This window comes from Arthrobacter sp. B1805, assembly GCF_002929745.1.
Lineage (GTDB): Bacteria > Actinomycetota > Actinomycetes > Actinomycetales > Micrococcaceae > Arthrobacter_D.
In genome coordinates, this window is the sequence record NZ_PJIQ01000011.1 from 19834 (window position 1) to 32672 (window position 12839).

At 62.9% G+C, this 12839-nt stretch carries 12 protein-coding genes and 1 pseudogene; 2 read left to right on the top strand and 11 right to left on the bottom strand.

Annotation, left to right across the window (positions count from 1 at the left end; translation table 11 throughout):
• Position 1 precedes the first annotated feature (1 nt).
• The 10 genes and pseudogenes from CXQ96_RS12635 to CXQ96_RS12680 all read right to left on the bottom strand — a co-directional run bounded on the left by CXQ96_RS12635 (position 2) and on the right by CXQ96_RS12680 (position 8552).
• Entirely contained in the window at positions 2-1498 is a 1497-nt protein-coding gene (locus CXQ96_RS12635) for a NuoM family protein (protein ID WP_258059108.1), read from the bottom strand.
• Positions 1495-3426, bottom strand: coding sequence for a proton-conducting transporter membrane subunit (locus CXQ96_RS12640; protein WP_104118384.1), 1932 nt, complete (start codon positions 3424-3426; stop codon positions 1495-1497). Before CXQ96_RS12640 ends, CXQ96_RS12635 begins: the two co-directional genes overlap by 4 nt.
• A complete protein-coding gene (nuoK, locus tag CXQ96_RS12645) occupies positions 3423-3725 on the bottom strand; it encodes an NADH-quinone oxidoreductase subunit NuoK (protein WP_104118385.1) in 303 nt (100 codons plus the stop codon). Before nuoK ends, CXQ96_RS12640 begins: the two co-directional genes overlap by 4 nt.
• A complete protein-coding gene (locus CXQ96_RS12650) occupies positions 3722-4291 on the bottom strand; it encodes an NADH-quinone oxidoreductase subunit J (protein WP_258059109.1) in 570 nt (189 codons plus the stop codon). The genes nuoK and CXQ96_RS12650 overlap by 4 nt, the downstream gene beginning before the upstream one ends.
• Positions 4288-5223, bottom strand: coding sequence for a complex I subunit 1 family protein (locus tag CXQ96_RS12655; RefSeq protein ID WP_104118386.1), 936 nt, complete (start codon positions 5221-5223; stop codon positions 4288-4290). The genes CXQ96_RS12650 and CXQ96_RS12655 overlap by 4 nt, the downstream gene beginning before the upstream one ends.
• Positions 5216-6418 (bottom strand): hypothetical protein, encoded by a 1203-nt coding sequence (locus CXQ96_RS12660; RefSeq protein ID WP_146070890.1) that lies wholly within the window; start codon positions 6416-6418, stop codon positions 5216-5218. The genes CXQ96_RS12655 and CXQ96_RS12660 overlap by 8 nt, the downstream gene beginning before the upstream one ends.
• Entirely contained in the window at positions 6409-6759 is a 351-nt protein-coding gene (locus CXQ96_RS12665; protein WP_258059110.1) for an NADH-quinone oxidoreductase subunit A, read from the bottom strand. Before CXQ96_RS12665 ends, CXQ96_RS12660 begins: the two co-directional genes overlap by 10 nt.
• A gap of 277 nt (positions 6760-7036) precedes the next feature.
• Positions 7037-7336: pseudogene (locus CXQ96_RS12670) on the bottom strand (IS30 family transposase); the annotation flags it as partial.
• A complete protein-coding gene (locus CXQ96_RS12675; RefSeq protein ID WP_181036457.1) occupies positions 7327-7950 on the bottom strand; it encodes an SDR family oxidoreductase in 624 nt (207 codons plus the stop codon). The gene CXQ96_RS12675 and the pseudogene CXQ96_RS12670, both read right to left, overlap by 10 nt.
• A gap of 164 nt (positions 7951-8114) precedes the next feature.
• A complete protein-coding gene (locus CXQ96_RS12680; RefSeq protein ID WP_219816141.1) occupies positions 8115-8552 on the bottom strand; it encodes a hypothetical protein in 438 nt (145 codons plus the stop codon).
• Positions 8553-8831: 279 nt separating this feature from the next.
• Here CXQ96_RS12680 and CXQ96_RS12685 point away from each other — a divergent pair, with 279 nt between their 5' ends.
• Both CXQ96_RS12685 and CXQ96_RS12690 read left to right on the top strand, forming a co-directional pair.
• Entirely contained in the window at positions 8832-10271 is a 1440-nt protein-coding gene (locus CXQ96_RS12685; RefSeq protein ID WP_104118390.1) for an IS1380 family transposase, read from the top strand.
• A 454-nt stretch (positions 10272-10725) separates the two neighbouring features.
• Positions 10726-11990, top strand: a protein-coding gene (locus CXQ96_RS12690; RefSeq protein ID WP_258059111.1) for an IS3 family transposase whose coding sequence is annotated in 2 segments (ribosomal slippage) — positions 10726-11029 and positions 11029-11990 — 1266 coding nt in all. Because the reading frame shifts where the segments join, the coding sequence is not laid out codon by codon here.
• Positions 11991-12110: 120 nt separating this feature from the next.
• On the opposite strand, the gene CXQ96_RS12695 is transcribed toward CXQ96_RS12690, so the two are convergent.
• Positions 12111-12725, bottom strand: a complete 615-nt coding sequence (locus CXQ96_RS12695; protein ID WP_368783642.1) for a recombinase family protein — start codon at positions 12723-12725, stop codon at positions 12111-12113.
• Between the last annotated feature and the right edge of the window lie 114 nt (positions 12726-12839).

Genomic DNA, 12839 nt, shown 5'->3' on the forward strand with positions numbered 1-12839 from the left:
GTTATCGTCCAACCAGGACGACGACGGCAGCGGAGGCAGGTTCGATCAGGTCAAGGAGTACCCGTGGAACGACGCCGATCAGTAGCGACAAGCACAACAGCGTACCGATGGGCAGCAACTCGGTTGTGCGCAGGTCGGAGACCTGAGCGGATCGTCCCTGCACTGCTCCGGTAAGGAGGCGTTGAACAGCCAGAAGGAACAACGCAGCGGTGATCAGGATCCCGGGGAGGGCCACGGCTACCCACGGAACAGTGCCGATTGATCCCGCGAAGATCTGGAACTCGGCGATGAAACCGCTGAAACCGGGCAGCCCGAGCGACGCGAAGGCGCCAACGGCAAACAGGAGCGCGAACTTCGGTGCCGGACGGGCCAGCCCCCCGTAGGAGTCCATGTCGTAGGTTCCGGCCCGGTCCTTGAGCACACCCGCGAGAAGGAACAGTGCCGCGGTGATCAGGCCGTGACTGACCATTTGCGTCAGTGCCCCGGTCACGGCGATTTCCCGCGCTGCCGCGTCATTACCTCCTGCCGCCCCTGCTGCACCGACAGCAAGCACGACGTAGCCCATATGGTTGACCGAGGTGTAGGCGATCATCCTTTTCAGGTCGCTCTGCGCCAGCGCCACCAGCGCCCCGTACAGCACCGAGATGATGCCGATGATGATGATTACCCACGCCCAGTCTCGCCACGCGGTCGGAAGCATGGGCATCGCGATGCGTACGAACCCATAGGTGCCCATTTTCAGGAGGATCCCGGCAAGGACCGCCGACCCGATCGCCGGTGCGTCCGTATGTGCAGGAGGCAGCCACGTGTGAAAGGGAAAGGTGGGGGTCTTGATGGCCAGCCCCAGAAGGACTGCGCCGAGGACCACTCCGCCTGCTACGGGGTTGCCATTCAATGGAGCCAACCGGGCGAGTTCGACCATGTCGAAGGTCCGCGGCTCGGAGTAGAGGTACAGCCCGATGAAACCCAGCAGCAGGGCCAATGATCCCAGGAACGTGTACAGGAAGAATTTCAACGCGGACCGGGCCGCGTTGCCGTGACCCCACCCGGCGATGACGAAGTACATTCCCACAATCGACAGGTCGAAAAACAGGAAGAACAGAATAAGGTCCTGTGCCGCGAATACACCCAGGCATGAGGTCTGCAGGAACAGGAACAGGGCCGCCTGCGCGCGGGGACGGTTCTGTTCCCTCAGCGCGTAAATAGAACAGGCTAGGAACACAACCACCGTCAATGCCAGCAACGGCAAGGACAAACCATCGACGCCGATGTGATAGCTGCTACCCACCGACGGAATCCATGTGACCTGCTCCTCGAACGCCAGCCCCCCATTCGGAGGCTGCTCGTATGCCGCCCACATCCCAGCTACAGAAGCGGTATCAGCGGCGGCGACCACCACCCAGGCCCACCGGGCTGCCCTGTCCGGGATCCCCGGAAACACCGCCAGCACGAGGGCGGCGGCTAGGGGTAGGAAAATGACGAGACTGAGCACGGTCACCTCACAAGAAGTAGGACGACGAGTGCCGCTGCGAGAACTACAGCGGCCTGGGCATAGTAGTGGTGAACCTGGCCTGTTTGCGGGCGACGGGCCAGCGTACCGAATCTGCGCGCGCCCCGACCGGTGGCCTCCACCGCCGCATCAACGCCCCTGGCATCCGCCCGTGCTGCCGCAGCGGCCAGGGACAGTCCACCACCGGATACGGCGCCGATGGTGCCATCAATGTGTTCGTCATCGAAACGGGCAGCACTACCGGCGGCACCGGCGACATAGGCCACGCCGGACCACACACCACGATCCACCACGTGGTCATCGAAACGAGCCAGGGCACGGGCGAGGGCCAGCACAGGACGAACGGTGAGCGCGTGTGTTGCCCGCTCGAGGCCCAGCCACCCTGCCGCCCACGAGGGCTCCTTCACACCGAAACGGGCCACCAGGACGAGAACAACAAGGGCCAGGACCGCCGAAAGCGCCAGTTCCCACCACCTGGCGGTAGGCGAGTCCTGGTCGCCGAGTGCTACGCGCAGGACCTCGCCGACCGGGGGTAGAGCGAGCACGCCGAGCGTCGCGGCGCCCGCGGCGAGGATGACCAGCGGAACCCGTTCCCACACCCCGATGTGCCGGGTGCCGTGTTCCTCGGTGTCATAACCGGAAGCGGTGTCAGTAACAGGTCGGCGCCACACGATGATCAGGGCCTTACCTGCATAGGCTGCCGACAGCAAGGATGCGGCCAGACCTACTATGTAGAGGGCAGGGGATTCCTCCAGGGCTGCTGCAAGAACTTCGTCCTTGGTCCCCCACAGCGAGAGCGGAGCGATCCCGGCAAGGCTTAGCGCCCCGACAGTGAAACCCACCCCGACCAGCGGCCACTGTCGTCCCGCCCCCCGCAGGGCCGCGAGTTTCTTAGTCCCCAACGCGGACAGCCAAGCTCCGGCGACAAGGAACAGCAGGGCTTTCGTCGCCGCGTGCGACACCAGGTGGGCGGTCCCCCCCGCTGTCGCGCCGAGCCCGGCGCCGAGCACCACAAAGCCGAGCTGCGCAGCCGTCGACGCGGCCAACAACTGCTTGAGATCCTTCTGCGCCACAGCGACCGCACCCAATGCCAGGGCCGTCAGGACCCCGACCCAGGCGGCCGCACTCGCGGCCCATCCGGTGACTTCCAACAGTGGTGCCAAGCGCAGCAGCAAGTACCCACCCATCGCCACCATCGCCGCCGAGTGCAGTAGCGCACTGACCGGACTCGGCCCTTCCATGGCGCGGGAAAGCCAAAAGCTGAACGGCAATTGCGCGGCCTTACCCAATGCCGCCACAAGAATCCCGGCTGCGATGATGTGCCGCCACCCCTCCGGGGCGCCGGCCAGGTCCGTCAATGCCAGGCCACCGCCTGCGGCCAGGGCCGCACCGGCAGCGGCATACAAACCCAGGTCAGCGCCACGAGTCGTCAGGAAAGCAGTCAGGCCGGCCGAAACCCGGTCACGGTCCTGCCACCGAAACCCGATCAACGCGTAGGACATAGCACCCATCAGTTCCCAGGAGAACAACAGGGCCGGCAGTGTCGTCGCCGTGACGGTCACGATCACGGACGCAACGAAGATGAGCATCAAACCGTGGAACCTCGCCGGCGGCGCCACCTCGGGTGCGATGTCCTTAGCTGACGCGAAAACCAACACCAGCAAGGCAACCACGGCCACCGAGGGAAGAATGACCGCCGAAAGGGAATCCACGGCCAGCCCAAAACCCGCACTCTGGATAAAGGGCACTGCCACCGAGGGGCGAACCACAGCAACGACAGCAGCCAGCACGGTGACAACCACAGAGACACCCAGCGACACGGGAACCGCAGCCCTGGACAGGTGGTTCCCGCCCAGGCACAGCACTGTTCCGGCCACCGCAGGCAGGCCGATCACGACCCAGAGCAGCACATTCATCCGGACAGGTCCGTTGCCGTGTCGGTCATATCCGATTCCCGTGAACGGTGAAGCAAGGTAGCAACAGCGAAACCCATCGCCATCTCCACGGTCATCGCGGCAATAACCACCAGTAACAGCACCTGCCCATCTGGGGCAGGAGCGAGGAACCACCACAAACCCGCGACCGCGAGGATCACCCCGTTGAGCATCAGTTCCAGGCCCATCATCACCATGACAACGACTTGTTGGGATAGCGCACCGTACAACCCCACACAGAACAGGGCCGCGGACGCCACCAACACCGCATCCAACGTCATGACCGGCCATCCTTCTGCTCAGGCCCGCGCGGTGGCGAGATGCGCAGGTCATCACCAAAACGGTCGTAACGCCCCCTCGGACTGGCCAGCACCAATGCGGCGACGAGCGTGGCGAACAGCACCGGGCTCACCGTAAGCATCACCAGCATCTTCGAACCCATGATGGCCTCCCCTAAGGACTGGGTCAGATCCGCGGCCGGTCCCCCCCGCCGTGCTGGCCACGGCACCAACAAGGCACCACCAGCCAGGACAACGAACCCCCCACCCGCCAGAATCATCGAGCTGCGCTTGCTATGAACCATGCTCATCGGCATCAAGGCCGGGTTCATCCCCATGAACATGATCATGAAAACTGCCATGATGGCCATCTCCATCACCATCATCAAAATCGTGATCACGCCGATGTACTCGAGGTTGAACAACAGCAGCATCACCCCGACCGAGACGAACGACAGGGCCAAGGCGTACGTAGCCCGCGCCATGGAATCCACCCGGAACACTGCAATACCCGCAGCGACCGCGACAACCGCAAGGAACCAGAAGAACCCTCCGAGAACGACACTCACCGCCCCACCACCACCAGACTGACGAAAAGAACCTGAAGGAGCACCGCGGGCAGGACGACCACCCAAGCCGCTTCCACCAACCGGTCAGGCCGTAGGACAGCAAACATCCGTCGTACCCCGACGAACACAAACAGCACCGCCAACGTCTTCACCAACGTCCAAACCCACGGCGGAGCAAATGGCCCAGACCCACCACCCAGGAACAACGCCACAGCAAACCCGGCGCCGGCACTTAGCAGCGCATACCGCCCCGCTAACAACAGCAACCGGTCAACCCCGGACAGCTCCACCAGCACTCCTCCGCCGATGTCCCGACCCAACGCCGGACTGAAGGGGCCCCACACCGAAAAGGCAATCACCCCCGCACAGAAAACCAGGAACGCCACCGGCATCCACACCACAAACCACAGCCCCTCCTGGGCCGTCACTACGTCTCCTACGCGCAAGCTACCCGCAGCAACCACAGGCGCTGTTAGGGCAAACATCAACGGCAACTCATACAACAGGGCCTGCCCGAGGAACCGGTACCCGCCCACAAGGGAAAATGCACTGTTGGCTCCCCAACCCGCCATCCACACCAGTGCCCACACCATCACGTCCATGGCGTTGAACCACACAACGCCCACCGAAAGGTCAGCTACCACCCATGACCCAAGCGGAACCACCACAGCCTTCAACAAAGCCACGACGAGCAGGCCAGACACACCAACACGCCACAACAACGAATCCGCGGCCACAACAGACCGACGCCTCTGACGCAACAACCGAGCCACTTCCCACACAGGGCTAGCCACGCCAGAACGAACAGACCGACGCCCCATCCGAGCAACGAACACCCCATCAAGCGCCGCCGCAAAAAAAGCCACACACCCAAGGAGCACAGCTGCCACAACGGGTCCCAGCAGGCCTACCTGCACAACACCATCAGGCATCGACTCCTCCCACCCTCGCAGCGGCAACAGTGTCCAAACCCAAAGACGCGATGACCAGGCGGGCAGCAAACAGATCAAGACCAACAATCAGGCCCGGCACCTGCTGCAGACGCCCACTCTCCTCATCCGCGGTATACCGCAGACAAGGCTCCCCGGAATGCGTATCAGCCTCCAGCACCCAACGAGCACGGCCTACCAGGGCGTCTAAACGTTCCAGCACCTCCGGTAAGTCCTTAAAGGACCACCGGAATACCTTCGAACGACTGATCCCCCGCCCAAGAGCGCTCAGCTCCGACACAGCATCCTCTAAAGGCATCCCTCCCAGCAGACCATCACGGACACGAAAGGCCCTCCAGGCAAACCGCTCCCACCCCATCAATGCCAACAGGCTTGCCACCTGATCGCAGTAACGCACAGACAACAAACGAGCTCCATCTCCCCCTGCTCCCGACGAGCTGCCCAACACCTCCCCCACACTCGGAGCCTTTTCCGTCGGCGAACCAGCCATCAGATCCACCGACGCCTCCGTGATGACATCGCCTTGCAAGGCACACCGAACGACAAGCCCAGCCGGCCAGTAACGCAACACAGGACCCAACGAAACATGCAAAACATCAAGACCAAGACCATCACGGTCCGGTCCCCCCTCAGCTAAACCGATACCACCGGGCATCGGCATGCCCATCCCACCGTGGTCCATCCCACCGTGGTCCATCCCGCCGTGGTCCATCCCGCCGTGGTCCATCCCGCCGTGGTCCATCCCGCCGTGGTCCATCCCGCCGTGCCCGGTACCAGGGCTGGCCGGGTCATTGCTGGGTGATTGTGTGACTGCCGCATGGGGAATTTTGACCGCGGTACGGGTCAACGCGTCCTTCTGTTGGGCCGAACATTCGACGAGTGCTTCCCTTGCTTGGTCAAGTACGTCAGCTACCTCAGTCGGGTGATTGACCTTCACTCGTACTCTCGGCCCTGGGAGTTGATCCCACACGCGGTCCAGCACTTCGTTCAGATCGTCAGAGGGAGTCCCGCACGTCAACAAGATGTCCGAGTCGGCTGGCGAGTTTGATTCGATCCAGCTCCGTCGAAAAAGCTCACGCTCAGTAAAAATTCGGGTGTTGCTCCATCCGGGGACTTCGACGAGGAGTACGTGAGGTTGTCGTGCAGCCATCTCGGACAAAGCTTTTGTCACGTCCACCGGAGGGCTCCTTCCCGCCAGGCCCATACGACTCCTGCCATCAGGACGCCCAGAAAAACGAACATCTCGGCCACAGCTTCGAACCCGGAGGCCACGACGATGACAGCCCACGGATACATGAAAAGCATTTCGACGTCGAAGGCGAGGAAGAGCATGGTCAGCGGGTAGTACCGAGCGTGATACCGAGACAGTGCGTGTTCGCTGGGCGTCCAGCCCGACAGAAAAGGTGCACTTTCGATGGGATCAGCGGAAACAGCAGTGAACCGAGATGTGACGTATAGGCCACCAACAACAGCTAACGCAAGCAAAAGCATGACGATTACGTTGAGATAGGTAGACACATCGACCTCCTAATAGGCAACCTTTAAGGACTACCGTTGCACTCGTTCTCACAGTCATACGGTGGTAAGTTTTCTGCCAATTGACAACCTCTCGTAGCCCGGAGAGGAAGGCGTTCGTACGATTCCGGTAGCGCTAAAGTGCCGTATGTTCAGCGGCAGTAACGACACAACTCAGGACGCCACCCCTTGCTCCTCCGTTCACCTGTAAAGGTGGGGCGAGAACGACAGTACCCCACCGGGGTATAGTGCGTCAGGGTTGTTCGGGTGAGTGAAGGCCGAGATCGGTCCGCTTGGGAAAGTGCTGCCGAAGCAGCCCATTGGTGTTTTCATTAGTACCGCGTTGCCAGGGCGAGCGAGGCTCGCAGAAGTAAATCGGGATACCACTGGCGGCGGCGAACTCGGCACGTTGGCTCATCTCGGTTCCCTGATCCCAGGTGAGTGATGTCCCCAGGGATCTCGGCAGCCCGGCGAAAGCCTGGATGAGGCCGTCTCTGAGCTCACGGGTTCGGTTGCTTCCAGGAAGATGGACGAGCATCACACAGCGGGCACTGCGCTCGACCAGAATCGCTATGGCAGAGCGGTTCTGAGCCCCATAATGAGGTCCCCTCCCCGGCTCCGGGCGCCGTACGATCTGCGGGGTCGTAGAGTCTGTCGCTGGTCATCAGCACGTCCCCGGCGAAGAGGAAGGGTCTGCGGGGTACTGATCCCGGATTTCGTTGCCGCGTACACCGTGTAGAAGGGCAGACCGGTGAGGGCGATGCCGCTGGAGACGGCAAGCAGGACACTACCCTGCGGGGACGCGGCCTCCTTGAGAGCCGCTAGTAATGCCCGGGTCAGCAAGATCGGGGCGGTGAGGTTCAGGGCGATCATAGCCAGCACATCTTCTTCTGGCAGATCCTCCAGGTGCCCTGCCCGTACGTTCCCCGCGTTGTTTACCAGAAGATCCACCGGGCCCCGCTGCCGGGCGACCTCGGCGACCCGCTCGACGGCCCCTGGTTCGGTGATATCAGCATCCAGCACTTCTGCCTGCCCGCCAACAGAACGCACCATCTGCGCCGTTTCCTCCAGTGGGACGTGGCGCCGGCCCACCAACAGCAAGTTACCGCCGCGCTGCCCGAATCCTATGGCGAGGGATCCGCCGATGCCGCTCCCGGCACCAGTAATGATCCCGGTCCTGTTAGCGATGTCCACGGGTCCTCCCTCCAACGATGATGGTTCTTGCGCAGGAATCTAGGGCGCGTGTCCGCGATGCGCGGATCTCGGAACCCACTCGGGATGCCCGGCCGAACAAGGTCATGCGCGAGATGCCCGCCTGGCTCGTGTGGCTATCCGGAGCGCTGCTTCGGTGGTGACCCCTAGGACCAGGTGAGCGACGGCGCCGCGTGCGTGGGCCTGCCGTGGATACCGGGTCGGCCCTGCGGCGATACCGAGCAAGGGCGCGGCCGTTTCGTCCGTGATGGCGAACAGCGCCAGACCGTAGGCTGCTCCGCTGCCGGCCCGTACTGCTGGGACACGCTGGCGAAGAACACCGCGTAGACGGCACCGGGTAGGACACCCAAGGCGTAGTGCACGACCATCCCGGTTATGTTCGGCTGATCCGGCAGTCGGCGCCCGATGAGCGCGGCTGCTTTATCGGCTGCGGCGTGTGCCACGTCGAGGTTTCCCGGACGGGCGCGGTGTTCACGCTGCAGTGCTGAAACTTCTTCGTTGTCGTACATGAACCAGCCGACCCGGTCCATCACCCACACCCCGGCAGCACCAGCGGCGGCTCCAAGCAGCAGGCTCGCACCCACCCCACCAGAGGAGCGCCCACGACGTGTTCTAGGAGATGTCCCTCGCGGGGTCGTTGTGTCCTGCACCGAGGGCACGTCACCATCTGACTCGACCGGGCTGACCTCCGTCATCCGCCGCACCTTCCCGTAAGAATCCACTCCAGTTCCGGAACACGTTAGCCCGGGGTTTTCATGAGGCTGCCCTCCGCCGGGTGTGTTAAAGCGACGAAAGGTGCTTCTGAGCTGGGGAAATAGTGTTGTTGACGCACTGTTCCACCGGCTGAAAGAAGCACCTTTCTGATGTCCAAGATTACCGGAGTTTTCCCGTCCCTTCCTGTCGCCACGACGGGCCAGTCGCTGGTCTCCCATGCCGGGCTGAACGTGATGACGTCCTTTGTTGATGCGCTCGGGTTCAGGGGTTTGTGCGAGGACCGTTTGGGCCAGTTCGTCCCCTTCGGGGCCTGGCACCGGCCCGGCACGATTGTGGGCTCCTTGGCGGTCATGCTCGCCGGCGGCGGAGAACACGTCTCCGATCTGGACATCCTGCGGACCGGTGCCGGCGTCTTCGGACAGGTCGCCTCGAACGCGACAATCTCGCGGTTCTTTGAGCGGACCGTGACCGACCCTGACGTCTTCAACGACGGCTTCGCCACGTTGACGCGGGAACTGCGCTCCAGGGCGTGGGAAGCTGCCAGGGACCGGAACCCGGCGCTGAAGGCCACCGCCCTTGACCCGCTCATCATTGATCTCGATGCAACCCTCGTCACCTCCCACAGTGACAAGGAACAGGCCGTCGGCACGTACAAGGGCGGGTACGGCTTCGCCCCTTTCGTCGCCAGCGTCGACTGCGGCGCGGGCAACGGGACCGGGGAAATTCTGGCCGCGCTCCTGCGTCCTGGCAACGCCGGGGCCAACAGCGCCAAGGACCACATCAAGGTGTTCACCCAGGCCATCGAACAGCTCCCCGATGACTTCTACGACCAGCAGGGACAGCTGATTGGTGAGAAGGTGCTGGTGCGCACCGACAGCGCCGGAGCGTCCCGGGAATTCCTGCACCACCTCTCATCCTTGGGAGTGCAGTTCAGTGTCTCCTACCCGGTACCCGTGCCCAAGGCCCACATGGTCGGGTGGATCAACGACAAGAAGTACTGGCAGCCGGCCCTGGACCAGGACGGCAATGAACGCACCGATGCGTGGGTCCTCAACGCCACCGACGTCCTCGGGCTCACCGGCTACCCTGAGGGCACGAACCTGTACTTGCGTGCCGAGCCCCTGCACCCCGGGGCGCAGCCGACCCTGCTCGATACCGACGGGCACCGCATCACGGCTTTCCTGACGAACTCGCCCTCCTGGCACGGGCCCGCCCTGGATGCCCGACACCGGGCCCGGGGACGGTGTGAGAACCGGATCAAAACCCTGAAGAACACCGGGCTCGGGAAGCTGCCGTTCTTCGACTTCCACGCTAACCAGGCCTGGGCCAACATCGCCGCCCTGGCCATGAACCTCATCTCCTGGCTGCAACTCACCGCCCTGCCCACCGGACACAAAGCCCGCGGATGGGACATCAAGCGCTGGCGCTACCGGCTCTTCGCCACCGCAGGGAAACTCATCACCAGGGCCCGACGGACCCGGCTGCTAATCCCCGACAAAGCACCGGAAACCGCCACGATCACCACACTCCTGGCCGCCATTGCCGGGCTCAAGAACAGCCTCCGACAACAGATCCCCATCCTGGCCTGAAGACCGCCCGGCCAGCCCCAACAACGACCAGAACGACCCATCGCAGACGTGGAACCCGACGCCCAACCAGCGACAACAGGGCCCGCCAGCACGCCCAAAACCCCAAAATCAGCCCGGACCGGAATCAAATCCGGATCCGACAACCAACCCCAGCACCATGAAAAATCGAGGCTAGGTCCTTATGCGGCTTCCGCAACAGGAACGAGCAAGGGCCCAGATGTCATGCAACAGCGGTCCGCCGCGTAGTCCGTCTGGGCATGGTTGCAGCTCGCTGAGTGATCGAAATTGGTGTCTAGCGAGTCTGCTGTGTGGAGTCCTCAGCAAGCTTCAGACTCGTCTTCTTAGGTCAAGTCCTTTTAGGTGGTGTATCGGTTTCCCTGTGATCCTTCGTTTCTCTAGGTGAACCGCTCTGGGTTTGATGGAGGCTCCTGACCTTGGAAACGAGAATAGAGTTATGGCATCAAGTCAGGGAGCTGGGAAGCCTACGGCACGTCGGTACTCCCCAGAAGAGAAGGCTGCAGCAGTCCGGATGGTGCGGACCCTACGAGCAGAGCTCGGGACCGAGCACGGGACAGTTCACCGGGTCGCTTCGCAGCTGGGGTACGGGACGGAATCGGTCCGATCGTGGGTCCGGCAAGCCGACGTCGATGACGGTCACACTGCCGGCGTAAGTACCTCCGAAGCCAAACGACTGCGGGAGCTCGAGCAAGAAGTCCGGGAACTGCGACGGGCGAACGAGATCCTGAAGCGGGCCGCGAGTTTCTTCGGGGCGGAGCTCGACCGCCAACACAGGAAATAGTCGCGTTCATCGACGCGAACAGACACGACATCGTTGAAGGCCGACCGCTTGGAGTCGAGCCCATCTGCACCCTGCTGCAGGTGGCCCCAAGTACGTACTACGCGGCGAAGAACCGCGCCCCGTCCGCACGAGCGGTCAGCGACGCCGCCCTCACACCAGAACTGGTGGCCTTGTGGGAGGAGAACTACCGCGTTTACGGTGTCCGCAAACTCTGGAAAGCCGCCCGTCGTGCCGGGTTGGATCTCGGCCGGGACCAGACGGGCCGGTTGATGCGCGCCGCCGGCCTCGAGGGCGCCACCCGTTCAAAGCGAATCAAGACCACGCGGCCCGATCCGACTGCAACCAGGCATCCGGATCTCGTCCGGCGGGAGTTCACCGCGACGGCGCCGAACCGGCTGTGGGTGACCGACCTGACGTTCGTGCCCACGTGGGCCAGCGTCGCGTATGTCTGCTTCATCATCGACGCGTACTCACGGATGATCGTCGGCTGGCGGTGCGCGTCGCACATGCGTACCGAGATGGTCCTCGACGCAATCGAGATGGCCCGGTGGAGCCGCGGCACTCACCACGAAGACCTGCGCTGTCACAGCGATGCGGGCAGCCAATTCACATCAATCCGCTACGGCGAACGCCTCGCTGAAATCGGCGCTACCCCATCGATCGGGACCGTCGGCGACAGCTACGACAACGCCCTTGCCGAAACGGTGAACGGCTACTACAAGACCGAACTCGTTCGCGGTCCAGCTCGATCTGGCCCGTGGAAGACGGTCGAGGACCTCGAGCTAGCGACCCTCGGATGGGTCCACTGGCACAACACCCAACGCCTGCACGGCTACCTCGGCGATGTCCCGCCCGTGGAGTTCGAGCAGGCGTTCTATGCTGACCAAACCGACCACAATCGGCTGGTGGGAATCACATAACGCGAGTCTCCATCAAACCCAGGGCGATTCACCCAACCCTCATGCCGAGATCTCCTCGCTCAAGTATTCGGACCCCAGTTGCACCGATCGTGAACAGCAGCGTGCCAGCTCCTTCCTGAATCAGAAGACATCGGCCCCTACCTGCATGCTCAGGTAGCGGTACACCGTTGCCCGGCTCAGGCCGATGATCTTCCCGATATCCGCCGGCGCCAGCCCCTGCGCTTTCAACTCGTGAGCGCGCCTGACCTTCGCATGCTCGGCGGTGACCTCCCGACGACCTGCCTTCCGCCCGTGCTCGGCGGCCGCAGCCATACCCGCTCTGGTCCGCTCAGCCAGCTGGTCCCGCTCGAGCTGCGCGAATGCCGACATGACGGTCAGCATCGCCCTACCCATCGAACCGGTCGTACTGATCCCCTCGGTGACACTCCGGAAATGCACACCCCTCTGTTCGAGGTCATCGATCAGCGCCAGCAGATTCCGGGTGTTGCGTCCCAACCGATCCAGCTTCCACACCACCACCTCATCCCCCGCCCGAAGATGATCCAAGAGCTTATCCAGCTCGGGTCGACTCGCTCGCGTGCCGCTCACCCCGTGATCGGTGAAAATCCGAACACAGCCCGCCGCCGAGAGCGCTGCATGCTGCAGATCCGCGTTCTGCTCCAACGTGCTGACCCTGGCATACCCGATACTTCCCACCCCGACTCCCCCACACTCATCAAAGGCTGATTTTCCCATTCCTGAGAATACTCCCAGTGAGACACATTGTTGGGACGGGGCACTCTTCCCCACTCCCCCGCCGATCCTGGAGTTCACCAACCTGGGTAACGAGCTCTGCGTCCGTCCGGTCAA

Coding starts and splice junctions, on each gene's coding strand:
- CXQ96_RS12655 (WP_104118386.1), bottom strand. CDS start 5,223: ATGCCTGATGGTGTTGTGCAGGTAGGCCTGCTGGGACCCGTTGTGGCA.
- CXQ96_RS12695 (WP_368783642.1), bottom strand. CDS start 12,725: ATGGGAAAATCAGCCTTTGATGAGTGTGGGGGAGTCGGGGTGGGAAGT.
- nuoK (WP_104118385.1), bottom strand. CDS start 3,725: ATGACGTTGGATGCGGTGTTGGTGGCGTCCGCGGCCCTGTTCTGTGTG.
- CXQ96_RS12640 (WP_104118384.1), bottom strand. CDS start 3,426: ATGAATGTGCTGCTCTGGGTCGTGATCGGCCTGCCTGCGGTGGCCGGA.
- CXQ96_RS12685 (WP_104118390.1), top strand. CDS start 8,832: ATGTCCAAGATTACCGGAGTTTTCCCGTCCCTTCCTGTCGCCACGACG.